Origin of the sequence: Janibacter zhaoxuefangae, assembly GCF_050271985.1 — a bacterium.
Taxonomy (GTDB): Bacteria; Actinomycetota; Actinomycetes; order Actinomycetales; family Dermatophilaceae.
Genome location: NZ_CP189849.1, coordinates 1,295,122 through 1,318,222, shown reverse-complemented (window position 1 = coordinate 1,318,222; position 23,101 = coordinate 1,295,122). Strand labels below are relative to the sequence as shown.

The window sequence follows — 23,101 nt, the reverse complement described above, 5'->3', positions numbered from 1 at the left end:
GATGTCCCTCAAGGACCACCTGCTGGAGTTTCGTCGACGCCTGATGGTCAGCGCCTTCGCGCTCGTCGCGGGGGCCGTCATTGGCTGGATCTACTACGAGCCGGTCTACGACCACCTCACCTCACCGTTCGAGCAGTACAAGGCGACGAACCCCGACGCCATCGTCTCGCTCAACTTCGGCAACGCCACGGCGGCCTTCAGCCAGCAGTTGACGATCGCGATCTTCGTCGGCGTCATCGTCTCCAGCCCCATTTGGCTCTACCAGTTCTGGGCGTTCGTCGTCCCCGGCCTGACCCGCAAGGAGAAGCGGATCTCGCTGGCCTTCATCGGCGCGACCGTGCCCCTCTTCCTCGTCGGCTGCTGGTTCGCCTACATGACCCTGCCCAAGGCGCTGACGATCCTCTTCGGGTTCACCCCCGAGGAGGGCTCGAACATCCAGCAGGCCAGTGACTACTTCAAGTTCGTCACCCGCTTCATCCTCGCCTTCGGGGCGGCGTGGCTGTTGCCGGTCTTCCTCGTGGCCCTCAACGCCATCGGCGTCCTCCCCGGGCGCACCCTGCTGAAGGCGTGGCGCCCCGCGGTCCTGCTCATCTTCGTCGCGGCCGCGATCATCACGCCGACGCCCGACCCCTTCACGATGTTCCTGCTCGCCGGGCCGCTCGTCGTCCTCTACTTCGGTGCCGTCGGCGTCTCGCTCCTCCTGGACCGTCGCCGCAAGGACGCCGACCCTGACTGGATGAAGGTGGACGACGAGAGCGCCTCGCCCCTCGACACGACGTCGAGTCGACTCGACACCACGGCGAGCTCACTCGGCGACGACACGGCCAGCCCGCTCTGAGGCTCCGGGCGACTCGCGCCCCGTCGGCTGACGTAGCGTGTCGTCCATGGCGACACCGGCAGAACGCTTCGCAGAGGCAGCACGGCGGAGGGCCCGGGACGCCTCCGAGCTCGGCGCCTTCGAGGCGTCGATGGACTTCCCGCTCGACGACTTCCAGATCGAGGCGTGTGAGGCCGTCGAAGCGGGGAAGGGCGTGCTCGTCGCCGCACCCACGGGTGCCGGCAAGACGATTGTCGGCGAGTTCGCCGTGCACCTCGCGCTGACCCGCGGCCAGAAGGCCTTCTACACGACGCCGATCAAGGCTCTGTCGAACCAGAAGTACCACGACCTCGTGGCCCGCCACGGGGCCCGCAACGTCGGACTGCTCACCGGCGACTCGTCCGTCAACGGAGAGGCCCCCATCGTCGTCATGACGACCGAGGTCCTCCGCAACATGATGTACGCGGGGTCGACCACGCTGCGCGGGCTCGGCTTCGTCGTCATGGACGAGGTGCACTACCTCGCCGACCGCTTCCGGGGCGCCGTCTGGGAAGAGGTCATCATCCACCTCCCCGAGGACGTCCAACTCATCTCGCTCTCCGCGACCGTGAGCAACGCCGAGGAGTTCGGCGCCTGGCTCGCCGAGGTCCGCGGCAACCACGAGGTCGTCCTGTCCGAGACACGCCCCGTGCCGCTGTGGCAGCACGTCCAGGTCGGGCCGGACCTGTACGACCTCTTCGTCGATCAGACCGCCGGGCCCCGCGAGGACGGGGGAGTGCCCCGGATCGACCCGGACCTGCTCGACGCCGTCCGCCAGTCCGACCGTGCACCTGTGGAGGACTCGCGTCATCGCGGCCACGGCGGTCGGGACCGGCGCGGGGGACGTGGAGCGGACCGGCGGGGCGGCGATCGCCGCGGCGGCCCCGGCTCCGAGCCGCCCCGACCCGCCGGAGGACCGCGCGGTGGCGGCGCCTCACGCACGGAGATCATCCGGCAGCTCGACCGCGACGGTCTCCTGCCGGCGATCACCTTCATCTTCTCCCGCGTCGGCTGCGAGGGTGCCGTGCAGCAGTTGCTGCGCAACGGTGTCCGCCTCGTGCCGGAGGTCGAGGGCGAGCGGATCCGGCGAACCGTCGAGGAGCGCATCCAGTCGCTCCACGACGAGGACCTCGGCATCCTCGGCTACCACGACTTCGTCGAGGGCCTCTCGCGCGGCTACGCCGCTCACCACGCGGGCATGCTGCCGATCTTCCGTGAGGTCGTCGAGGAGCTCTTCACCACGGGTCGGATCCGGGCCGTCTTCGCCACCGAGACGCTCGCCCTCGGTATCAACATGCCCGCCCGCACCGTCGTCCTCGAGAAGCTCGTGAAGTTCAACGGGGAGAACCACGTCGACATCTCCCCGGCCGAGTACACCCAACTCACCGGCCGAGCCGGCCGGCGCGGCATCGACATCGAGGGCCACGCCGTCGTGGTCTGGAACCGGGGGATGGACCTCTTCCACGTCGCCGGCCTGGCCTCCACCCGCACCTACCCGCTGAAGTCCAGCTTCACCCCGACGTACAACATGGCCGTCAACCTCGTTTCCCGCGTGGGACGCCAGACCGCTCGTGAGGTGCTCGAGACCTCCTTCGCGCAGTTCCAGGCCGACCGGGCCGTCGTCGGCCTGGCGACGTCGGTGCGCAAGAACGAGGAGGCGCTCGAGGGCTACGCCGAGGCCATGCACTGCCATCTCGGGGACTTCCGCGAGTACGCGGCGATGCGCCACCAGATCAGCCAGATCGAGAAGGACGGCGCCAAGCAACGCTCGGCGAGCCGGCGTGCCGAGGCGGCCGTGAGCCTCGAGGCCCTCGCCGTCGGCGACGTCATCCGCATCCCCGCCGGGCGACGCGCCGGCTATGCCGTCGTGGTGCAGAAGGCGCGCAGCCACCGCGGCGCGGCCGGAGCCCCGACGGTGCTCACGGAGGACAAGCAGATCCGTCGCCTCTCGCTCGACGACGTGCCGCACGCCATCGAGGCGCTCTCGCACATCCCGGTGCCGGGCCACTTCAACCCCAAGTCGCCCAAGTCCCGCAGCGACCTCGCCACGACCCTGCGGATCAAGGCTCCCCACCACGTGCCCGACACCAAGGCCGCGGCGCGGAAGGCGGCCGCCGGCGAGGACGGTCGCCTCGAGGAGCTGCGCCGCCGGCTCAAGGCCCACCCGTGCCATCAGTGCCCCGAGCGGGAGGACCACGCCCGATGGTCGGCCCGGTGGTGGCGACTCAAGCGCGAGACGATGGCACTGACGCGGAAGGTCGAGTCCCGCACCAACTCCGTGGCTCACACCTTCGATCGCATCTGCACGATGCTGACGACCCTCGGTTACCTCGCGGACGATGGGGAGAGGGTGACCGGCGCGGGGGAGATGCTCCAGCGGCTCTACACGGAGAAGGACCTCATCGCCGCGGAGTGCCTGCGGCAGAAGGTCTGGGCGCGCCTCGATGGCCCCGAGCTCGCTGCCGCCGTCTCCCTCCTCATCCATGAGCCCCGCCGCGAGGAGACCGACCTGTCTCCGCGGATGCCCACCGACGGGGTTGCCGAGGCCGCGAGGGCCATGACCACGATCTGGAGCGAGCTGGAGGACCTCGAGCACGAACACAACCTGCCCATCACCAACGCGCCTGACGCCGGGCTGGCCTGGTCCATGCACCGCTGGGCGGCCGGGCAGCGCCTCGACGTCGTCCTGCGGGATCAGGACCTCGCAGCGGGTGACTTCGTGCGTCGATGCAAGATGGTCGTCGACCTCCTCGGTCAGATCGCGACGGCTGCGGAGACGCCCGAGCTGCGGCGCACGGCACGCAAGGCCATGGACGGGGTGATGCGCGGCGTCGTCGCCGCCGATCGTCTGGACTGACGGCGCGTCAGCCGGTCGGCGTCGTCCCCAGCGGCAGATCCCGCACACTGACGAACCGGCGCGCGGCGCCATCGACCGGGTCCACGAAGCGCAGCGTGCTGGCGAGCAGCTGGAGCGGGCGCGAGAAGTCGTCGACGGACACGTCCCGCACGACCGGGTAGAGCGGGTCGTTCACGATCGGGATGCCGAGGCCGTTGAGGTGCACCCGCAACTGGTGGGTGCGCCCGGTCCGCGGCGTGAGTCGGTAGACCGCGAGGTCGCCAGCGCGGGACTCCACCTCGATGAGGGTCTCGGCGTTCACCGGTGCGTCCGGCACGACCTCGGCCTGCCACACCCCGCGGGTCTTGCGGATGTGGTTGGTGATGGTCAGCGGGAAGGCCAGGTCGTCGCGCCATGGCGCGAGCGCGAGGTAGGTCTTCTCCACGCGGCGGTGCTCGAAGAGCGACTGGTACGGGCCCCGCCATCGCCGCTCCGTGGCCATCATGAGCACGCCCGAGGTCACCCGGTCCAGGCGGTGCAGCGGGGACAACTCCGGCAGTCCGAGTTCGTCGCGCAGTCGGACGACCACGCTCTGCCGGACGTGCCGGCCCCGCGGGATCGTCGAGAGGAAGGGCGGCTTGTCGACGACGACGAGTCGCTCGTCGTGGTGGAGGACCGCCAGGTCCCCGGGGACCTCCTCCTCGTCGCGGAGGTCACGGTGGAACCAGACGAACGTGTGCGGGCGGTAGGCGTCGTCGAGCAGGACGGGGGAGCCGTCCTCGTGGACGAAGCGCCCGCCCTCCAGCATCGCGTCCACGTCGACGCCCTGGGGCAGCTTGTGCCGTAGCCAGGCCGACAGCGTCGGCCACGGGCGTGGGTTGCCCGGGTCCGCGTCGGGAGTGCGCACCCACGCGGCGTCGAGGCCGTGGCGCGAGGGGAGTGGCGAGCGTGGGGGCACCTCGTGAGGGTAGTGCGGTCGGCCCTCATTGACTCCACGAGCCCGTCGACGCGAAAGCGAGTGGAATGTTTGATTTTCAACTATCGTTGGAAGAGGTGACCAGCAACCGAAGGAGCACCCGATGCCCGCAGTGACCGTCGACAACATCCTCACCCTGCCCCGTGTGACCCCGCCGGGCCCCGACGCGATCTCGCGTCCGGTGCTGTCGGTGACCACGGCGCCCCAGGGGCACGAGGGTGAGGGGTTCCCCGTCCGTCGCGCCTTCGCCGGCATCGACATGGCTCGCCTCGACCCCTTCATCCACATGGACCAGATGGGCGAGGTCGAGTACGCCCCGGGTGAGGCACGCGGCACGAGCTGGCACCCGCACCGCGGCTTCGAGACCGTCACGTACATCATCGACGGGACGTTCGCCCACGAGGACACCCACGGTGGCGGCGGCCTGATCACCGACGGCGACACCCAATGGATGACAGCGGGCAGCGGTCTCCTGCACATCGAGGCCCCGCCGGAGGAGCTCGTCGTCAGCGGCGGCGTCTTCCACGGCCTGCAGCTGTGGGTCAACCTGCCAAGCCACCAGAAGATGTCCGACCCGAAGTACCAGGACATCCGCTCCGGTCAGGTCGGCCTGCTCTCCAGCCACGACGGCGGCGCCCTGCTGCGGGTCATCGCCGGCGAGCTCGACGGCCACGAGGGACCGGGGATCACCACGACCCCGATTTCGATGATTCACACGACCATCGCGCCGGGCGCGCGGATGCACATCCCCTGGCGCGAGGACTTCAACGGTCTGGCCTACGTCCTGTCCGGCCGTGGCCTCGTCGGCCCCGAGCGTCGCCCGATCCGTGAGGGCCAGCTGGCCGTCTTCGGTGCCGGTGGTGCGCTCGAGATCGCCGCCGACGACCGGCAGGACTCCCGCAGCCCCTCGCTCGAGGTCATCCTGCTCGGCGGGCGCCCGATCCGTGAGCCCGTGGCCGCCTACGGCCCCTTCGTCATGAACACCCGCGACGAGCTCGTGAAGGCCTTCGAGGACTTCCAGGCCGGCTGCCTCGGCGTCATCCCCAAGACGCCCAAGGTCCGCCCCGCCCTCGAGATCGCCGAGGCCATGGCCCGCGGCGGGCACCCGGGCCACGACGTCCTCTGACGAGAAGCGTCAGGCCATCCCGAGGGCGTCGAGCACGCGGGTGAAGGAGTTCGTCAGGCCGTGCTCGGTGGCGAGCTTGCTCATCAGCACGGGGTCGGCCACGGTCGTCGGCAGCGTGATCGGCACGTCCGCGACGGGGGCGTCACGCGCCACGCGGACGACGAGCGGGCCGACGTCGAGGTAGTCCGACCCCTCCTCGAGCCGGGTGCGCTGGGCGCCCTTGATCGCCGGATCGCCACCGTCGACGGCGGCGCGCAGACCGGCGAGGGAACCGTAGGTCGTGATGAGCTTGGCCGCGGTCTTGTCGCCGATCCCCTTCACGCCGGGCAGCCCGTCGCTGGAGTCTCCCCGCAGGATGGCCATGTCGGCGTACTGATCGCCGTCGGCGATGCCGTACTTCTCGGCGAGGAACGCCTGGGTGACGACGTCGGGGGCTCGCACCCCGCCCTTCGCGGTGTAGAGCACCCGCACCTGCGCCGCGTCGTCGACGAGCTGGAAGAGGTCGCGGTCGCCGGTGACGACGTCGATGGGCATCGTGCCCTTGTGCCGGTGCACGAGCGTGCCGATGACGTCGTCGGCCTCGTAGCCGTCCGCGCCGAGGCGGGGGATGCCCAGGGCGGCGAGGGCGTCCCGGATGATCGGCACCTGCGGGGTGAGCGCCTCCGGGGACTCCTCCTGCACGTCACTGCCCTCGGTGAGGCGGTGGGTCTTGTACGTCGGGATCGCCTCGACGCGGAAGGCGGGTCGCCAGTCGTTGTCCCAGCAGGCCACGAGGTGGCTCGCCTGCGAGCGACTGACGAGGCTCGCGATCATGTCGAGGAACCCGCGCACCGCGTTCGTCGGGACGGCCCCCTCCGCGCCGGTCTCCGGGACCCCGAAGAAGGCGCGGAAGTAGAGCGAGGCACTGTCGAGCAGGAGGAGGCGGTCCGTCGTCATGACGCCAGAGTAGTTGTGCCATCCGGCCTGCCGCCGAGGACCGGACGCTCACCACACGACTAGGGTTGCGGCGTGGAAGACGACGTCGATCGCCGCCTCCTCGACCTGCTTCGGGCCGACGGGCGCATGAGCTACACGGATCTGGGTAAGGCCATGGGCCTGTCCACGTCCGCCGTCCACCAGCGGGTGCGCCGACTCGAGGAGCGCGGCGTGATCACGGGTTACACCGCTCGGGTCGACCACACCCAGCTCGGGACACCGCTGACCGCCTTCATCTCCGTGGCCCCCTTCGACCCGGCTGCCCCGGACGACATCCCGGACCGGCTCCGGTCCCTGCCCGAGATCGAGGCCTGCTACTCGGTCGCCGGCGACATGAACTACATCCTCAAGGTGCGCGTGGCCGCACCCACCGACCTCGAGGAACTGCTCGCCAGTGTGCGGGCCGCCGCGAACGTGTCGACGCGCACGACGGTCGTCCTCAGCACCCCGTGGGAGTGACCGAACCCCGGACATGACGACGGCGGCCCCTCCCGAGTCGGGAGGGGCCGCCGTCGTCGTTGGACCGGGTCAGTCGATCCGGATCAGCGCTCGACGCGGTCGACGAGCTTCCACGCGGAGGGGAGCACGCCAGCGGCGATGGCGATCTTGAGGGCGTCGCCGAGGAGGAAGGGGGTCACGCCGAGCGCGAGGGCCTGCGTGAAGCCGACACCCGCGAAGCTCATGAGCCACGGCACGCCGATGGCGTAGATGGCGAGGTTGCCCAGCACCATGGCGCCGATCGTCGAGCCGACACGGCGGTCGGTGCCGCGACGAGCGAGTGCGCCGACGAGGCCGGCCGCGAGGACGAAGCCGATGATGTAGCCGAAGGACGCGAACTGCCAGCCCGAGCCGTTCTCAGCGAACCACGGGACGCCGGCAACACCGGCCAGCAGGTACAGGCCGACCGACAGGACGCCGCGCAGCGGGCCGAGGGCCGAGCCGACGAGCAGCGCGGTGAGCGTGCCGAGGCTCAGCGGGATCGGCGTGAATCCGAGCGGGATCGCGATCTGGGCGAGGGCACCCATGACGGCGGCGCCGCCGAGGACGAGGCCGGCGTCGCGCACGAGGCCGCCGGGGACGACGTCCGCGAGCACGCGGACCTGGGGACGGGTGTCAATGGCAGTGGTCACGAGGGGCACAGTAGCGCTCAGGCGTCGACGCTGTCGCGCATCGCCACCGTGCGGGAGGACGTGGCCTTCGCCACTGCCGCAGCGTGCGAGGCCTCGATGTCACTGCTCTCGGCCCACCACCGCTGCCCATCGAGCGGGAGCGTGTGGATCGGGTCGTAGTAGACGTAGTCGCGCGACAGGGCGTCGGTGTCCGCGCCCTCGATGGAGGTGCGGTAGTTCTTCTGCCAGTAGGAGATCCCGCGCACGGCGTCCTGGCTGTGCACCTGGTGCACCCAGCGCTTGCCGACGAAGGGGACGTCGCACACGATGCGCGGCGTGGCGAACCCCGGCAGGTAACCCATGATCGCGTGCTGGAGCTCCTGCGCGCGCACGAGGGGGAGTCGCCAGTGCTCGGAGAAGGGGATCATGTCGCACATGTAGAAGTAGTACGGCGTGATCATCGCCTCGTCGGAGAGCGCGAAGCAGAGGTCGAGCAACTGCTCGGGGGTGTCGTTGACGCCGGCCATCAGGACGCCCTGGTTGCGTACGTCGCGCACCCCCGCGGCGAGCAGTGCCCGCGACGCCTTGGCGACGAGCGGGGTGACGGACTGGGCCGCGTTGACGTGGGTGTGCACGGCGAGGGAGACGCCGCGCTCGCGCGCCGTGGCGCTCACGCGGGCCACGCCCTCGAGCACGTCCTCCTGCAGCCAGTGCTGCGGCAGGCCCATGAGGGCCTTGGTGGCCAGCCGGATGTCACGGATGTTCTCGATCTCGAGGAGCCGGTCGAGGAAGGCCTCGAGGTTCTTCCACGGCATGTTGGCCACGTCGCCGCCCGAGACGACGACGTCGCGCACCGTCGGCGTCTGCTGCAGGTAGGCGAGCATGGCGGCATAGCGGTCGACGGGCTTGCCCACGAGCTTGAGCTTGTCGACCTGCGGCGTCGAGTTGCCCACGAGGTCCATGCGCGTGCAGTGGCCGCAGTACTGCGGGCACGTCGGCAGCATCTCCGCGAGCACCTTCGTCGGGTAGCGGTGGGTCAGGCCCTCGGCCACCCACATGTCGTGCTCGTGCAGGCTGTCCCGGGTCGCGTGCGGGTGGGAGGGCCAGTCGGTGCGTCGGTCCGAGAACACCGGGAGCATGTAGCGGCGCACCGGGTCGGCAAGGAAGGCCGCGCTGAACTCGGCCCCGGCGGAAGGCATTCCACCGGTCGTGCTCGGCACCATCGTGTTCATCATCTGCGGCGGGACGAGCATCGACATCGTCGCCCGTTCTGCCTGGTCGCGCTCGAGGTCGGCGTAGACCTCGTCCGTGAGCAGGTCACCCATGAGGTCGCGCAGCTGGCGGATGTTCTTCACACAGTGAGCCCGCTGCCACTGGGCGGACTCCCACTCGGCGGTGGTCACGTCGCGCCAGCCCGGGAACCGGGTCCAGTCGGGCTCGACGAGGTGCTGCTGCCGGTAGACGTAGGGCTGCTCGACAGTGGTGTGTGACTGCTCGATGCGCAGTTCCTCGATGCTCATACGGGCGACGATACGCGCAACATGCCCTCCAAACGGTGCATTGGCCGCTGTTTTTGCAGCATGATGTCCGCATGACCGCAAACCCTTCAGTTGGGCTGTCGACGGCCTCCACCCCGACGGATTCCTCGCCGGTGGGCCTCCACCGCGTCATCGACCCCGCCGGCGCGGCCCTTCCGCAGGCCGCCCGCAGGCTCGACGCCCGCCCGGAACTCTGGGAGGACGAGGTCCGGATCGACATCGAGACGCTCAACCTCGACGCCGCCTCCTACCGCCAGCTCGCCGAGTCCCACCGAGGCGCGGACGGCACCGTCGACGGCGAGGCCCTGCGCAGCGCGGTCCTCGACATCATCGAGACGCGCGGCAAGATGCAGAACCCCGTGACCGGATCCGGCGGCATGCTCATCGGCACCGTCGCCGAGGTCGGCCCCCGCTCACCCCTCGGACTCAAGCCGGGGGACCGGGTCGCCACCCTCGTCTCGTTGTCCCTGACGCCCTTGCGGGTCACCGACGGCCTCGCCGGTTGGGCCGGCCTGTCGGAGCGCGTCCCCGCCCAGGGTCACGCGATCCTCTTCGGCCGCAGCATCGCCGCGCGCCTGCCCGACGACCTGCCCGGGGATCTGGCCCTCATGGTCATGGACGTGTGCGGCGCGCCCGCCCTCGTGCGCCGCGTCGTCGACGAGTACGTGGCGAAGGGGAGCGCGCCGACGGTGCTCGTCCTCGGCGGTGCCGGCAAGTCCGGCTCCCTCTCGCTCGTCGCTGCCCGCCGCGCCGGGGCGGGGCACCTCATCGGCGTCGTCCCCACCCCCGAGGAGGGCGCCGTCCTCACGCGCGCTGGCCTGGCCGACGAGGTCGTCATCGCCGATGCGCGCTCGCCGCTCGGGCTCTCGGAAGCCGTCGCGGCGGCCGGGGGACCGGCCGACGTCACGGTGGTCTGCGTGGACGTGCCCGGCTGCGAGCAGCCCGCACTCCTGAGCACCGCCGAGGGCGGCACCGTCATCTTCTTCTCGATGGCCACGAACTTCGCGGCGGCCGCGCTCGGCGCCGAGGGGCTCGCCGCCGACGTGCGGATGCTCGTCGGCAACGGATACGTGCCCGGCCATGCGACGCTCGCCCTCGACCTCGTGCGCACCGAACCCGCGGTGCGCGCCCTCTTCGAGTCCCGGCTGGAGGCCTGATGTCCGCCCCCGCACTGCTTGATCTCGACCCGGCCACCGTGCGTCGTGCACGGGCCCTCGCGCGGAAGGTCGGCAAGCCCGTCGTCGACATCGCGGCCCGGCACACCACCGTCTCGGTCGAGCGCGCGACGCTCCGCCTCGCCGGCCTCTCGGGCGCCGACCACGAGAGCGTCCCGTGGGTGAACCACCTCGTCGACACCGTCCGGGACCAGGTCGGTCTGGAGCACGGCGTGTCACTGCCGGTGTGGGACGCACTGCGCCGCGGCGAGGCCGGTGACCTGCTCACGCTCGCGCAGAAGGCGGCCAGTGGCTCGGTCACCTTCGCCGTGCCGGAGGGCCGTGCGGCCACGGCCGCCGGCCGTGCAGCGCGCGTCGGGATCGCAAAGGGGGTACGCCTGCTCGACCGCCAGCGCGCCACCCGCAAGCGCCTCATCGCGCGTCACGGTGACCCCGCGCGTCGACCGTGGATCTACCTCATCGTCGCCACGGGCGACATCCGCGAGGACATCCCGCAGGCCCAGGCCGCCGCTCGCGAAGGCGCCGACATCATCGCCGTCATCCGGAGCACGGGTCAGTCCCTGCTCGACTTCGTCCCCGAGGGGGAGACCCACGAGGGCTACGCCGGCACCTACGCCACCCAGGAGAACTTCCGCCTCATGCGGGCCGCGCTCGACGAGACGAGCAAGGAGCTGGGCCGCTACATCCGCCTGACGAACTACGCGTCCGGACTCTGCATGCCCGAGATCGCCGCGCTCGCGGGCATGGAGCGTCTCGACATGATGCTCAACGACTCGATGTACGGGATCCTCTTCCGCGACATCAACCCGATCCGCACGTTCGTCGACCAGCGCTTCAGCCGCCAGGTGCACGCCCGCGCCGGGATCATCATCAACACCGGCGAGGACAACTACCTCACGACCGCCGACGCCGTCGAGGCCGCACACACGGTCACGGTCAGCCAGCTCCTCAACGAGTACTTCGCGAAGGAGGCCGGTCTGGAGGACTGGCAGCTCGGACTCGGGCACGCCTTCGAGATCAATCCCGAGGTACCCGACTCCTTCCGGCTCGAGCTCGCGCACGCGCTGCTGGCGCGCCAGCTCTTCCCCAAGGCGCCGCTGAAGTGGATGCCACCGACCAAACACATGACCGGTGACGTCTTCCGCGGGTACCTGCTCGACGGCTTCTTCAACCTCGCGGGCGCGATGACCGGCCAGAGCATCCTGCTCGTCGGGATGATGACCGAGGCGGTCGTGACCCCCTTCCTCTCCGACCGCGACCTCGCCCTGCAGAACGTGCGTTACGTCCTCGACGCGGCGGGCGGTCTGGCGGAGGACTTCCGGCCGCCGCGGGACGGCCTCATCCAGACTCGCGCCCGCACCGTGCTCGACGAGGCGGTCGGGCTCCTCGACGAGATCGCGCGCGACACCGGGGGAGCGGGCTCAGAGCCGCCGCTGCTTGCGGCCATCGCCGACGGCACCTTCGGGTTGATGAAGCGACCGTCGACGAAGGGGAAGGGGCTCGACGGCGTCGTCGAGCGCGCCGACGGGTACCTCAACCCCGCGATCGACCTGCTCGAGACGGGAGCCACCCGATGAGCACCGCCAGCACCAATGACGCGCCCACGGCCGGCCCCGACCTCATCCGGCCCTACGGCGACACGACCGGCGACGGGATGGTGCAGGTCTCCTTCACCCTGCCCATCCCGCACGACAAGCGCGCCGAGGGTGCTGCCCTCCAGCTCGCGGCCAAGATGGGCCTCGACCCGGCGCTGCTCGTGCACGCCAAGGCGATGGGCCCGGACTTCACCTTCTTCGTCGTCTACGGCAGCGCCACGCACCTCGTGGACCTGCGCGAGGTGACGGTCGTCGAGCGCGACCACCCGCTGCTGACGCCCAAGGAGGTCAACGCCGCCATCAAGAAGAAGCTGCGGCGCCGCCTCGTCGTCGTGGGTGCCTGCATCGGCACCGACGCCCACACGGTCGGCATCGACGCGATCCTCAACATCAAGGGGTTCGCGGGGGAGAAGGGCCTGGAGTACTACCGCGAGATCGAGGTCGTGAACCTCGGGGCGCAGGTGCTCGTACCCGAACTCGTCGAGGCCGCCCGTGAGCACAAGGCGGACGCGGTCCTCGTCAGTCAGGTCGTCACCCAGCGGGACGCCCACGTCCACAACACCAAGGCCATGTCGGCCGCCTTCCGCGAGGCGTACCCCACGGGCCAGGCGCCCGCGCTCGTCGTGGGCGGTCCACGCTTCGAGGAGGGGTCGGCCGCCGAGCTGGGCGTCGACCGGATCTTCGGCCGCGGCACGACGCCCGGCGAGGTCGCCAGCTATCTCGTCCACGCACTCACCACCCGCAAGGAGCACTCATGACCGCCGAGGTCGGGCTGACCGTCACCCACCGTCGCTACGTCCCCTACAGCCACGCCCACTACGCGGGCTCCCTGGTCGACGGCGCCTACTCCCTGGCCGCCTTCGGCGACGTCGCGACCGAGATGTGCATCCGCACCGACGGCGACGAGGGCCTCTTCGCGTCGTACTCGGACGTGCAGTTCCTGGCGCCCGTGCGCGCCGGGGACGTCATCGAGATCACGGCCACGCTGGTCCGGGTGGGCCGCCGCAGCCGGGAGATGGACTTCGCCGTCCACGTCGTGGCCCGCGGGAACGCCGAGCGCCGTGACTCCGCCGCGGACGTGCTCGACCCGCCCGTGACCGCGACGACAGCCAGGGGAGTGGTGGTCGTTCCGGCCTCCGAGGGCTGAGTCCCCGACGAGCCATCGGTCCGGCCCGGTTACCGTGGTCCGGTGACTCTCCCGATGCCGCCGCTGTGGGCGCGCACCCTCCTCGCGGTGACCGGTGGTCTCGCGCTGTGGCTGTCCTTCCCCGACCACGATCTGGGGCTGCTCGCCCCGGTGGGCGTGGCGCTCATCTCGGCCGCGCTCCTCGGGGCGTCGGCCCGCGCGGGCTTCGGCCTCGGACTGCTGGCTGGCCTCGCCTGCTTCATCCCGACGCTCTCGTGGTCCGGGATCTACGTGGGCCGCCTGCCGTGGTTCGCCCTGGGCACGCTCGAGGCGCTGTACGTCGGCGCCATGGGCCTGGTGATCGCGTGGGTGCAACGACCGCTGCTGCGCCGCGCGAAGGTCGCCACCGCCCTCGCGGTCGGGCCGCTCGCCTGGGTCGTGCAGGAGCTCGCCCGGGGGACGACCCCCTTCGGCGGCTTCCCCTGGGCGCGGCTCGCGTTCAGCCAGGCCGACACCCCCTTGGCCCCTCTGGCCGCGTGGGGCGGGGCCCCGCTGATCACCTTCGCCGTCGCCGTCGTGGGGGCCGGGCTGCACGGCCTGGCCGTGCACCGCGGCTGGCGCCAGCGGTTCGTGGCGGCCGCCGTCGTCGGAGCGACGGTCGTCCTCGGCCTGCTCGTCCCGCTGCCGACGGACGGCGAGCGCGTCGACGTCACCCTCGTCCAGGGCAACGTCCCGAAGTCGGGCCTGGACTTCAATGCCGAGCGCCGCGCCGTCCTCGACAACCACGTCCGGGGGACCATCGAGGCCGCGGGCCGGGCGCAGGACGCGCCCGACCTCGTCGTGTGGCCCGAGAACGCGTCGGACATCGATCCGCTCCGCAACCCCGACGCCGAGGCACAGATCGGCCGGGCCCTCGACGCAGCCGATGCGCCGCTGCTCATCGGCGCGATCCTCGCCGAACCGGCACCGATGGTGTCCAACGCCTCCCTGCTCTACCGCCCGGGCGCCTCGCTCGACGCGCCGGAGCGCTACGTCAAGCAGCACCCCGTCCCCTTCGCGGAGTACATCCCTTGGCGACGCTTCGTCCGTCTCTTCAGCGACAAGGTCGACCTCGTCCGCTACGGGATGGCCGCGGGCGACGAGCCGGTCGCCTTCCGGCTCGGGGGAGAGGGGGAGGAGCCCTGGTTCGCCATCCCGACGATCTGCTTCGAGGTCGCCTACGACGACCTCATGCGCGAGTCGGCGACGCTACCGGGCAGCGAGCGCAACCTGCTCGTCGTGCAGACCAACAACGCGACCTTCGGCTTCACGGCTGAGTCGACCCAACAGTTCGCCATCTCCCGGATCCGGGCCATCGAGCACGGCCGGTCCGTCGCTCACGTCTCGACCGTCGGCGTCAGCGGTTTCATCGCCCCGGACGGGTCCGTCGAGGAGCGCAGCGACCTCTTCACCGCCACCCAGATGACCGCCTCGCCGGTCGTGCGCTCGGCGCTGACGATCTCCGATCGGATCGGGCAACTCCCCGAGGCGCTCGCCGGGCTGGCCCTGATCCTCCTGGGCGCTTACTCCCTTCGCGTCCGTCGGGCGGATAAGGTCACCGGGTCCCCAGCCCCCAACCCGTCCGAGAAGGACCCCGCCCGTGTCTGACTCCACGCCCGGCAGCGCCGCCCGGCCGCCCATCCGCTCCGTCGCCGTCTTCATCCCGACGTACAACGAGCTGGAGAACCTGCCACGGATCGTCCGGCGGGTGCGCACGTCCGTGCCCGACGCCGACATCGTCGTCCTCGATGACGACTCGCCCGACGGGACAGGGCAGCTGGCCGACGAGCTGGCGGCGGCCGACGACCACGTCAAGGTCATCCACCGGGCCGTGAAGTCTGGTCTCGGTGCCGCGTACATCGAGGGCTTCAAGTGGGGCCTGGAACAGGGCTACGACGCCCTCGTCGAGATGGACGCCGACGGGTCGCACCGCCCCGAGCACCTGCCCACGATGCTCGCCGCCGCGGCCGACGCCGACCTCGTCATCGGCAGTCGGTGGGTGCGCGGGGGAGAGGTCGTCAACTGGCCGGCCTCGCGCAAGGCCCTCAGCGTCGGAGCCAACGCCTACACCAAGATCCTGCTCGGCATGCCCGTCCAGGACGCGACGGCGGGCTACCGCGTCTACCGCGCCGACGCGCTGCGCCGGATAGGGCTCGAGCGCGTGGCATCCCAGGGCTACTGCTTCCAAGTCGACCTGACCCGTCGCGCCGTGCGCCGCGGCCTCACCGTCGTCGAGGTCCCGATCTCCTTCGTCGAGCGTGAGATCGGCGTGTCGAAGATGAGCGGGGAGATCGTCAAGGAATCTCTCGAGCGGGTCACTCGTTGGGGAGTCAGCTACCGGTTGAAGCAACTCCGGTCACTGACCACCCAACGAGAAGGCACGTGGCACCACCTGTGAACGACGCCCCACTCACCACCGCCCGCCCCCATCGCCGTCGACGCCGGGTCCTCGCTGTCCTGGCGGTCCTCCTGCTCGTCGTGCCGACGATCGAGATCGCCGTGCTCATCGGCGTGGGTCGCGTCATCGGCGCGTGGCCGACGATCGCCCTGCTCCTCGTGGAGTCGGCCATCGGCGCGTGGCTGGTTCGGCGCGAAGGGGGACGCACCTGGCAGGCGTTGTCGGTGGCACTCACGACGGGACGGATGCCGAGCCGGGAGCTCGCCGACGCCGCGCTCGTCCTGATCGGCGGCACCCTGCTGCTCAGCCCCGGCTTCGTCAGCGACATCCTGGGCTACGTCCTCATCGCACCGGTGACGCGGCCCGTGGCTCGCCGAGCCCTCGAGGCCGTCATCGCCCGCCGCCTGCTGGGTGGGTTCATGGGTGGCTTCGGGCCGACCGCGACCCGTCCCGGTGCCGGCTCGACGGGGCGCAGCGACGGCCCCGACATCATCGAGGGCGAAGTCCTCTAGTTGTACTGCCCCGGGAGGTTGGGTACGCGGTCGGCGGGTGAGGCACCTTTGAGCGCGGTGTGGCCGCGGTGGTGATTGTAGGTGTGCAGCCATTGCTCGAAGGTTGCTGAGCGCTCGGTCTCGCTGAGGTAGGGGCGGGCGTAGGCCCATTCCTCGAGCAGGGTCCGGTTGAAGCGTTCGACCTTGCCGTTGGTCTGGGGTCGGTAGGGCCGGGTGCGCTTGTGGGTGATGTCGTCCTTGGCCAGGACGGCGGCGAAGTCGCGGGAGCGGTAGCAGGCGCCGTTGTCGGTCAGGACTCGTTGCACGTTGATGCCCATCGCGGTGAAGTGGGCGGCGGCGCGGGTCCAGAACGCCACGGCGGTTTCCTTGCGCTCGTCCCCGAGCAGCTCGCTGTAGGCCAGGCGGGTGTGGTCGTCCACGGCGTTGTGGATGTACCAGTAGCCCATGCCGCGGCGGCGGTCGCGCTTGCCGGCAGCGCGGCCCAGGACCTTGTGCCCGCCGCCGTCGGGGATCCGACCAAGCTTTTTGATGTCGACATGGACCAGGTCACCGGGCGCGTCGCGCTCGTAGCGCACCAGGGTGCGTCGCTGGGCCCGCAGCGGGGCGCCGGTGGCTGGGTCGGTCCAGCGCAGGCGCAGGCAGTGGTACCGGATCAGGATGCGATGGACCGTGGCGGGGTTCATCCCCAGCAGGAAGGCGATCCTGGCCGGTCCCCACCGTCGAGTCACGCGCAGCCCGATGACTCGTCGCTCCCGACGTGTGGGGGTGCGGTGCGGGCACGATGTCGGGCGGCTGGAGCGGTCGCGTATCCCCTTCGCGCCCTGAGCGCGGTAGCGATCAGCCCAGCGTCTGGTCGTGGTCACTGAGACGTTGAACCGCTCGGCCGCGCGGCGTAGGGGCCACCCGTCCTCGACGACGCAGCGGGCCAGGCGCAGCCTGCCGGTCGGGGTTAGCGGGGCGTTAGCGTGGGCCATGAAGACCTCCGGGTTGAGGAGCGGTTCCTTAGACAGCTCCACACCTCACCCGGAGGTCTTCTTCATGTCACCCCGACACTCCGCAGCCGTACCTAACGTCCCGGGGCAGTACATCTAGTCCTCATGGCCGGTCGCCCGCAGCGACGACGGTCGGGCAGACGGAGCCCGGACACGCAGAGGGGCCGCACCCACCGGGTGCGGCCCCTCTGTGTCTGCGTCAGCCCTGAAGGGGCGTCAACTCACGCGCTGCGCTTGCGGGACTTCTCGCCACGCTGCTCGCGAAGGAGTGTCAGCCGCTCCTCGAGGAGCTCCTCGAGCTCGGGGATGGAACGGCGCTCGAGCAGCATGTCCCAGTGGGTGCGGACGTGCTTGGTCGGCTTCTCCTCGACCGCGGGACCGTCGAGCAGCTTGGCGGTCTCGCCACAGCGGCACTCCCACGTCGGCGGGATCTCGGCCTCGATCGAGAACGGGAGCTCCGTCCGGTGGCTCTGCGGGCACACGTAGACGGTGATCTGACGGTCGCTGGGGACGACGTTGTCCGTCGTCTCCATGCTGAACGTGGTCATGCGTGTGCCACGGAGAGTGCGCTCTGCCATGGGGTTCTCCCAACATCTCGGTTCCCTGACGGCAAGGTGTCCGTAGGGCTCTAGAGGTGGCAACGTCGCAGGTCCCCACAATGTTCCGGGCAGCCACTAGGGTCGTCCCGTGACCGCAGCGATGCCGCCCGCCACCGCACCTGAGACCGCCCTCGAGGCCGAACCCAAGGGCGGTTTCCGCGCCATCCTGGGGTGGTCGATGTGGGACTGGGGCGCGCAACCGTTCAACACGGTCATCACGACGTTCGTCTTCTCGGTGTACCTGACGAGCGAACACTTCGGTGACACGAACACCACGTCCACGGCGCTCGCGGTGGCCACGGCCGTCTCCGGCCTGCTGGTCGCGCTGCTGGCACCCGTCCTCGGTCAGAACTCGGACCGTTCCGGTCGCACCGTGCGCAACCTGCGGATCCAGACCTGGCTGCTGGCCGCCCTCGCCGCATCCCTCTACTTCGTCAAGCCCGACCCGTCCTATCTCCTGCTCGGGCTGGTCCTGCTCGGTGCCGGGTCGATCATCTCGGAGATCGCCGGGGTCAACTACAACGCCTCGATCGAGCAGGTGGCCGGCCCGCAGAACGTCGGCCGGGTCTCGGGGTTCGGCTGGGGGATGGGCTACCTCGGCGGCATCCTCGTGCTCCTTCTGATCTTCTTCCTCTTCATCCAGCCGGAGACGGGTCTCTTCGGGGTGAGCGACGAGGGTTCGATGGACATCCGCGTGTCCATGCTCGTCTGCGGCCTGTGGATCCTGCTCTTCACGATCCCGACCTTCATCGTCCTCAAGGACCACCCCCGAGAGAGTGCTCCGCGCGTCGGAATCATCGACTCGTACAGGCTGGTCTGGGGCTCGCTGCGGCGGCTGTGGGCCGTCTCCCGCCACACCGTCTACTTCCTGGGCGCGTCGGCACTCTTTCGCGACGGGCTCGCCGGGGTGTTCGCCTTCGGCGCCGTCCTCGCGGCCGGGACCTTCGGGCTCTCGGCGAGCGAGGTCATCATCTTCGGCGCGGCCGCCAACATCCTCGCCGGGCTCAGCACCATGGCCTTCGGCCTGCTGGACGACCGCCTCGGCCCCAAGCGCGTCATCCTCATCTCGCTCGTCGCGCTCGTCATCCTCGGCTTGGCCATCTTCGTCCTGCACGACGGCGGCAAGGGAGTCTTCTGGGGGCTGGGTCTGGCCATGACCGCCTTCGTGGGCCCGGCACAGTCAGCCTCGCGCAGCTTCCTCGCCCGGGTCATCCCGGAGGGCCACAGCGGCGAGATCTTCGGGCTCTACGCGACGACGGGCCGTGTGGTCTCGTTCCTCGCGCCGACCGCCTTCGGCCTCTTCATCTGGCTCGGCTCGATGATCAGCGATGACAAGAACACCCAGTACTGGGGGATCCTCGGCATCGTCCTCGTGCTCGTGGCCGGGCTCGTCGTCCTCATCCCGGTCAAGGCCCCCGAGGAGCACAGCGCCGGCTGAGGCTCGGCGGCGCCCGTCACGACGGGGTCAGACGCGGTCAGCCCGCGAACTCCCAGTGCCAGGGCTCGGGCAGGGACCCCGTCGGCTCCGCCCAGTCGGGGTGGAACCAGCCGAAGAGCGGCGCGTTCTGCTGCATCCACATGTGGGCCGGGTGGCCGAAGCTGTTCACGCCGCCGCAGAGGTCCACGGCCTGACCGAAGCCGTGCTCGCTCAGGCCCGGGGTGGCCGCCCACCGGCCGCGCTCGGCCTTGACGACGACCTGCTCCGCATACGAGCGGTAGCCGTCCGTGACGCACAGCAGGTGGCCCGTGTCCTGCTGGTAGGCCTTGCTCATGGCATTGAAGGCGGCCGCCGACGCCGGGCGCAGGGCCTCGTCGGGCGATCCGATCATCGGGCACAGACCACTGGGCGGGACCTGCCCGTTGGGGTAGGGCATGTCATTGTCGGAACAGGCCGCGCCGCCTTCGAACTGGGCGACGTCCTGACCGGCCAGCTCGAGAGCCTTGATCAGGTCCTCTCGGGCCTGGGCGGCGCTGGTGACGCGCATCCCCAGGAGTGACTGGGCGACGGGGCCGGCCTTGCGGATCTGCTTGGCATACCGGGACCGGACCGCCTTCGCCTCCTGCTGCCGCTCGCGGATGAGCGCGCTCATCGCCTTCCGGTCGCGCTGGGCCGCGGCCGACGCGGCCTTGGCCTTGGTCTCGGCCTTCTCCGCACGGTCCTTCGCGCGGCGCTTGTCGACCGCGGCCTCGCGCAGCGCCTCGACCACCTCGAAGCGCTGCTCGGTGATGAAGGTCAGGTCGCCCACCGGGTTGCCGGCGCTCTCGGCGCCGGAGGCGAGGGCCTCGAAGATCGCCATCGACTCCGCGTAGGACCCGCCCTGGGTGTAGACGTTGAAGGCCCACTCGCGCAGCTGTGCCCGGCCCTCCTCGAGACGCTCGTCCAACGCGGCCGCGGCCTCGCGGGCATCGTCGGCCTCTGCTCGGGCATCACGTTCGCGTCCGCGGAGCGTGGCATAGCGCTGGAGCAGCGTGTTGGCCTTGCGCGACAGCTCGTCCAGGTCCTTGAGCGCCGTCGCCAGATCGGACTTGCCGGACAACAGGGACGCCCGGAGTTCCTGGGCCTGCGCGATCTGCGCCTCGAGCTCCGCGTCCGTGAGCGGCTCGTAGGCCGAGCCGTAGTTGGGGGAGCCGCCCACGCTGGGTGGGGGAGCCAATGGCTCCCAGTCGAAGGGGTCCGACGACGTCGGGGGAGCGGTGGTGCCCGTGGGGGCAGCCGTCGTGGACGGGGTGCGTGACGTGGTTGACGAGGACGACGACGACGTGCTCGTCGGCGCGGGCGCCGAGGTCGTCGTGGTGGTGCTCGAGGAGGTCGCGGTGGAGGAGGAGGAAGAGGTGGGGGTCGTCGGATCGGTCGTCGACGAGGTCGTCTCCGTCCCGGTCTCCGCCATGGCCGGCAGCGCGGCCGCCGGGACCAGCAGTGCCCCGGCCGCGCAGGCAGCGGCGAGACCGGCGAAGCGTGCGCGCACGACGAGTCCTCTGCTTTCCATCACGTGATGTTCCCCCCTGAGTGTGCATCGTCAGGATAGGGGAGTGGGACGGACGGGGAAATCCAAGGGGCGTGACCGGATGCGTCAGCCAGCCCGTGCCGTCAGCGGTCCTCGGCGGTCGCCCGGCGCGTGGCCTCCACGAGCCGGTCCAGCCACTGGCCGACGTTGCGGCGTGCCTCGCGGGTGTCGGGATAGCGGCACCGCAGGTGCAGGCCGGCGTCGTCGAGGATGAACCAGACCATCACGCCGTCGGTGCGGATCGTCGCACCCACGTACTGGGCCTCGAGTGAGCGCGTGTCCACCTTCACCGGCAACCGGCGCAGGTCGAGCCACGAGATGGCGAACATGCCCGGAGCGGTCGGCATCCCGCCCCACGGCTCGAGGATGTCGGCCAGAGGCCAGGAGCCGAGGCGCACGGCCTCGCGAACTGCCCCGGCGGATCCCTCGAGCGACGGATCCTCCACGGAGAGAACAGAATTGGTGATGAACCAGCCCACCGAGTCGTGCCAGCGCTCGTCGTAGCGACTGTGAACCGGGAAGACGGCCCGCAGCGGCCCACCCGACAGGTCCCGGGTGATCGTGGCCATCACCGACACGACGAGCGAGAGGGTGGAGACCCGCTGTGTGGCGGCCAGCCGGTCCAGGGCGCTGGCCGCGCTCGCATCGAGGACGTCGCGGACCTCGACCCGCTCCGGCTGGGGCGTGCTCAGGTCGCCCATCGGCAGGGGGAAGACGGGCATGACGTCGCCCGAGGCGCGCAGGATCTCGGCCCAGCGGTCCCGGACCGCGGACGGCGCGAGCGGTCGCTCCTTCAGCGCCTCGGTGTGCTCGGCGAAGGACGGCGGGGGAGGGGAGCCGACGAACGGCTCGCTGTCCGTGCGCACGGCCTCCAGCGCCACCAGGAGGTCGCGCGCGATGACGAGCATCGACCACATGTCCACGTGGGCGTGATCGGCACCGATGACCACGGTCGGCCCGTCCGCCGTCTCGAGGACGCACAGCTGGTGTGACGGCGAACCGTAGGGACTGCACGCGGCATCGAGCAGCACTCGCAGCGCGTCGTTGACCGCTTGGCCCGGCTCGATCTCGTGCTCGACCCAGCGACCGTCGCCCGGGTCGACGGCGTGCAACCGGGGCTTGCCGTCGGGTCCGGGGGAGAAGGCGGTCCGCAGCGTGCCGTGACGTTGCACGACCGCCCGCCAGGCAGCGGCGAGATCGTCCAGAGGCTGAGGACCGGGCAGGCGCATGGACAGCGCCATCCACGAACCGGGTCGGGCGCCACGACCGACGTGACGCTCCTGATCGAAGGAGACGGGCAACTCACGGCGGGGGGCCGACATCTCGAGTTGGTATCCCATCAATCGGCCGAAGGGCAGGCGAAGGTGTGCCACGTTGGTCAGCCGCATGCGCCGTACTCTAGGGCTCCACCGACCAAGGAGTGCCTGCCGTGCCGTCCTTCTCCGTCCCTGGAGCCGTGCTCGACTGGGAGTTCAGCGACGAAGGCGGCGAGCCCGTCGTCCAGCTCCATGGGCTGACGTCGAGCCGGCAGCGCGACCGCGTCCTCGGTCTCGACCTGGGGCGCGGCCTGAGTGGGACTCGGCTGTTGCGTTATGACGCTCGTGGTCATGGCCGCTCGACCGGCCGGGACGTGCCGGAGGACTACCGCTGGGACCACCTCGCGGAGGATCTGCTGAGGATGCTCGAACACGTGTTCCCGGGGGAGTCCGTCCACGGGGTCGGACCGTCGATGGGCTGCGGCACCCTGCTTCACGCCATCGCCATGGCACCCGAACGATTTTCCGCCTTGACCCTGCTGGCGCCGCCCACGGCATGGGCGACCCGAGCAGCCAAGTCCGCCGACTACCGGGCTGCGGCCGATCTCGTGGAGACCGGCGGCGTGTCCGCCTTCGTCGAGGCCGGCCGAGTTGCGCCTGAGCCACCAGCCACCACGGGCGCCCCGAAGACTCAGCCCGATGTCGCCGACGATCTGTTGCCGACGCTGTTTCGTGGTGCAGCGCTGACCGACCTACCGACGCCGGCCGAGATCGCGGCCATCCGGGTGCCGACGACCGTCATGGCGTGGACGGACGATCCAGGACACCCGTTGAGCACCGCCGAACAACTCGTCGAACTGATCCCAGGCTGTCAGTTGGTCACGGCGCACACGCGTGAGGACGTGCTCACGTGGCCGCGGCTGCTCCACGAACAGATCGTCGCGATCCACCGTCACTGAGACGGGATGTCCGCCGTTGATCGGGGTTC

General features: G+C 70.5%; 22 protein-coding genes. 14 read left to right on the top strand and 8 right to left on the bottom strand.

Features of this window, described 5'->3' with window-relative positions:
- Position 1: 1 nt before the first annotated feature.
- The gene (tatC, locus tag ACQBAS_RS06210) at positions 2-838 is read left to right on the top strand and encodes a twin-arginine translocase subunit TatC (RefSeq protein WP_427385481.1); all 837 of its coding nucleotides are present in this window, start codon (positions 2-4) and stop codon (positions 836-838) included.
- 46 nt (positions 839-884) lie between these two features.
- Positions 885-3,713 (top strand): DEAD/DEAH box helicase, encoded by a 2,829-nt coding sequence (locus tag ACQBAS_RS06205; protein WP_427385480.1) that lies wholly within the window; start codon positions 885-887, stop codon positions 3,711-3,713.
- Positions 3,714-3,720: 7 nt separating this feature from the next.
- On the opposite strand, the gene ACQBAS_RS06200 is transcribed toward ACQBAS_RS06205, so the two are convergent.
- Positions 3,721-4,650: a pseudouridine synthase gene (locus ACQBAS_RS06200; protein ID WP_427385479.1), complete on the bottom strand. Its 930-nt coding sequence runs from the start codon at positions 4,648-4,650 to the stop codon at positions 3,721-3,723.
- Between the two features lie 121 nt (positions 4,651-4,771).
- On the opposite strand from ACQBAS_RS06200, the gene ACQBAS_RS06195 reads away from it, so the two are divergent.
- Positions 4,772-5,794, top strand: coding sequence for a pirin family protein (locus tag ACQBAS_RS06195; RefSeq protein ID WP_427385478.1), 1,023 nt, complete (start codon positions 4,772-4,774; stop codon positions 5,792-5,794).
- A gap of 9 nt (positions 5,795-5,803) precedes the next feature.
- On the opposite strand, the gene ACQBAS_RS06190 is transcribed toward ACQBAS_RS06195, so the two are convergent.
- The gene (locus ACQBAS_RS06190; RefSeq protein WP_427385477.1) at positions 5,804-6,730 is read right to left on the bottom strand and encodes a 5'-3' exonuclease; all 927 of its coding nucleotides are present in this window, start codon (positions 6,728-6,730) and stop codon (positions 5,804-5,806) included.
- A 126-nt stretch (positions 6,731-6,856) separates the two neighbouring features.
- Between ACQBAS_RS06190 and ACQBAS_RS06185 the strand changes: the two genes are divergently transcribed.
- Positions 6,857-7,228 carry an Lrp/AsnC family transcriptional regulator gene (locus ACQBAS_RS06185; RefSeq protein ID WP_427385588.1) on the top strand — a complete coding sequence of 124 codons (372 nt, stop codon included), beginning with the start codon at positions 6,857-6,859 and terminating at the stop codon, positions 7,226-7,228.
- An 83-nt stretch (positions 7,229-7,311) separates the two neighbouring features.
- Here the strand turns inward: ACQBAS_RS06185 and ACQBAS_RS06180 are convergent, their stop codons facing one another.
- Complete coding sequence (locus tag ACQBAS_RS06180; RefSeq protein ID WP_427385476.1) at positions 7,312-7,899, bottom strand: biotin transporter BioY; 588 nt, start codon at positions 7,897-7,899, stop codon at positions 7,312-7,314.
- Positions 7,900-7,916: 17 nt separating this feature from the next.
- On the bottom strand, positions 7,917-9,398 hold the full coding sequence (locus tag ACQBAS_RS06175; RefSeq protein ID WP_427385475.1) for a KamA family radical SAM protein: 1,482 nt from the start codon (positions 9,396-9,398) through the stop codon (positions 7,917-7,919).
- A gap of 71 nt (positions 9,399-9,469) precedes the next feature.
- Between ACQBAS_RS06175 and ACQBAS_RS06170 the strand changes: the two genes are divergently transcribed.
- The 7 genes from ACQBAS_RS06170 to ACQBAS_RS06140 are packed head-to-tail and all read left to right on the top strand — an operon-like array spanning position 9,470 to position 16,261.
- Entirely contained in the window at positions 9,470-10,573 is a 1,104-nt protein-coding gene (locus tag ACQBAS_RS06170) for an L-erythro-3,5-diaminohexanoate dehydrogenase (RefSeq protein ID WP_427385474.1), read from the top strand.
- On the top strand, positions 10,573-12,168 hold the full coding sequence (locus tag ACQBAS_RS06165; RefSeq protein WP_427385473.1) for a lysine 5,6-aminomutase subunit alpha: 1,596 nt from the start codon (positions 10,573-10,575) through the stop codon (positions 12,166-12,168). Before ACQBAS_RS06170 ends, ACQBAS_RS06165 begins: the two co-directional genes overlap by 1 nt.
- Positions 12,165-12,944, top strand: coding sequence for an OAM dimerization domain-containing protein (locus ACQBAS_RS06160; protein WP_427385472.1), 780 nt, complete (start codon positions 12,165-12,167; stop codon positions 12,942-12,944). Before ACQBAS_RS06165 ends, ACQBAS_RS06160 begins: the two co-directional genes overlap by 4 nt.
- Positions 12,941-13,333, top strand: coding sequence for a hotdog domain-containing protein (locus tag ACQBAS_RS06155; protein WP_427385471.1), 393 nt, complete (start codon positions 12,941-12,943; stop codon positions 13,331-13,333). Before ACQBAS_RS06160 ends, ACQBAS_RS06155 begins: the two co-directional genes overlap by 4 nt.
- 42 nt (positions 13,334-13,375) lie before the next feature.
- Complete coding sequence (gene lnt / locus ACQBAS_RS06150; RefSeq protein WP_427385470.1) at positions 13,376-14,959, top strand: apolipoprotein N-acyltransferase; 1,584 nt, start codon at positions 13,376-13,378, stop codon at positions 14,957-14,959.
- Positions 14,952-15,749, top strand: a complete 798-nt coding sequence (locus ACQBAS_RS06145; protein WP_427385469.1) for a polyprenol monophosphomannose synthase — start codon at positions 14,952-14,954, stop codon at positions 15,747-15,749. The genes lnt and ACQBAS_RS06145 overlap by 8 nt, the downstream gene beginning before the upstream one ends.
- Complete coding sequence (locus ACQBAS_RS06140) at positions 15,734-16,261, top strand: FxsA family protein (protein ID WP_427385468.1); 528 nt, start codon at positions 15,734-15,736, stop codon at positions 16,259-16,261. Before ACQBAS_RS06145 ends, ACQBAS_RS06140 begins: the two co-directional genes overlap by 16 nt.
- Here ACQBAS_RS06140 and ACQBAS_RS06135 read toward each other — a convergent pair.
- Both ACQBAS_RS06135 and ACQBAS_RS06130 read right to left on the bottom strand, forming a co-directional pair.
- Positions 16,258-17,235, bottom strand: coding sequence for an IS481 family transposase (locus ACQBAS_RS06135; RefSeq protein ID WP_427385467.1), 978 nt, complete (start codon positions 17,233-17,235; stop codon positions 16,258-16,260). The two genes, ACQBAS_RS06140 and ACQBAS_RS06135, sit on opposite strands and share 4 nt — an antisense overlap.
- Positions 17,236-17,474: 239 nt before the next feature.
- Positions 17,475-17,831 carry an RNA polymerase-binding protein RbpA gene (locus tag ACQBAS_RS06130; RefSeq protein WP_427385466.1) on the bottom strand — a complete coding sequence of 119 codons (357 nt, stop codon included), beginning with the start codon at positions 17,829-17,831 and terminating at the stop codon, positions 17,475-17,477.
- 109 nt (positions 17,832-17,940) lie between these two features.
- On the opposite strand from ACQBAS_RS06130, the gene ACQBAS_RS06125 reads away from it, so the two are divergent.
- Entirely contained in the window at positions 17,941-19,290 is a 1,350-nt protein-coding gene (locus ACQBAS_RS06125) for an MFS transporter (protein ID WP_427385465.1), read from the top strand.
- Positions 19,291-19,327: 37 nt separating this feature from the next.
- Here ACQBAS_RS06125 and ACQBAS_RS06120 read toward each other — a convergent pair whose 3' ends face one another.
- Positions 19,328-20,488, bottom strand: a complete 1,161-nt coding sequence (locus ACQBAS_RS06120; protein WP_427385464.1) for a D-alanyl-D-alanine carboxypeptidase family protein — start codon at positions 20,486-20,488, stop codon at positions 19,328-19,330.
- 61 nt (positions 20,489-20,549) lie between these two features.
- On the opposite strand from ACQBAS_RS06120, the gene ACQBAS_RS06115 reads away from it, so the two are divergent.
- A complete protein-coding gene (locus ACQBAS_RS06115) occupies positions 20,550-20,846 on the top strand; it encodes a hypothetical protein (protein WP_427385463.1) in 297 nt (98 codons plus the stop codon).
- 94 nt (positions 20,847-20,940) lie between these two features.
- Here ACQBAS_RS06115 and ACQBAS_RS06110 read toward each other — a convergent pair whose 3' ends face one another.
- Positions 20,941-22,245, bottom strand: coding sequence for a condensation domain-containing protein (locus tag ACQBAS_RS06110; protein WP_427385462.1), 1,305 nt, complete (start codon positions 22,243-22,245; stop codon positions 20,941-20,943).
- Positions 22,246-22,286: 41 nt separating this feature from the next.
- On the opposite strand from ACQBAS_RS06110, the gene ACQBAS_RS06105 reads away from it, so the two are divergent.
- Positions 22,287-23,072: an alpha/beta fold hydrolase gene (locus ACQBAS_RS06105; protein WP_427385461.1), complete on the top strand. Its 786-nt coding sequence runs from the start codon at positions 22,287-22,289 to the stop codon at positions 23,070-23,072.
- Positions 23,073-23,101: the final 29 nt, after the last annotated feature.

Excerpts from the sequence above, each read along its gene's own strand:
- ACQBAS_RS06205 (WP_427385480.1), top strand. The coding sequence starts at position 885 with ATGGCGACACCGGCAGAACGCTTCGCAGAGGCAGCACGGCGGAGGGCC.
- ACQBAS_RS06185 (WP_427385588.1), top strand. The coding sequence starts at position 6,857 with ATGAGCTACACGGATCTGGGTAAGGCCATGGGCCTGTCCACGTCCGCC.
- ACQBAS_RS06165 (WP_427385473.1), top strand. The coding sequence starts at position 10,573 with ATGTCCGCCCCCGCACTGCTTGATCTCGACCCGGCCACCGTGCGTCGT.
- ACQBAS_RS06160 (WP_427385472.1), top strand. The coding sequence starts at position 12,165 with ATGAGCACCGCCAGCACCAATGACGCGCCCACGGCCGGCCCCGACCTC.
- ACQBAS_RS06175 (WP_427385475.1), bottom strand. The coding sequence starts at position 9,398 with ATGAGCATCGAGGAACTGCGCATCGAGCAGTCACACACCACTGTCGAG.
- ACQBAS_RS06135 (WP_427385467.1), bottom strand. The coding sequence starts at position 17,235 with ATGGCCCACGCTAACGCCCCGCTAACCCCGACCGGCAGGCTGCGCCTG.
- tatC (WP_427385481.1), top strand. The coding sequence starts at position 2 with ATGTCCCTCAAGGACCACCTGCTGGAGTTTCGTCGACGCCTGATGGTC.
- ACQBAS_RS06195 (WP_427385478.1), top strand. The coding sequence starts at position 4,772 with ATGCCCGCAGTGACCGTCGACAACATCCTCACCCTGCCCCGTGTGACC.
- ACQBAS_RS06170 (WP_427385474.1), top strand. The coding sequence starts at position 9,470 with ATGACCGCAAACCCTTCAGTTGGGCTGTCGACGGCCTCCACCCCGACG.
- ACQBAS_RS06190 (WP_427385477.1), bottom strand. The coding sequence starts at position 6,730 with ATGACGACGGACCGCCTCCTCCTGCTCGACAGTGCCTCGCTCTACTTC.
- ACQBAS_RS06155 (WP_427385471.1), top strand. The coding sequence starts at position 12,941 with ATGACCGCCGAGGTCGGGCTGACCGTCACCCACCGTCGCTACGTCCCC.
- ACQBAS_RS06130 (WP_427385466.1), bottom strand. The coding sequence starts at position 17,831 with ATGGCAGAGCGCACTCTCCGTGGCACACGCATGACCACGTTCAGCATG.
- ACQBAS_RS06110 (WP_427385462.1), bottom strand. The coding sequence starts at position 22,245 with ATGCGGCTGACCAACGTGGCACACCTTCGCCTGCCCTTCGGCCGATTG.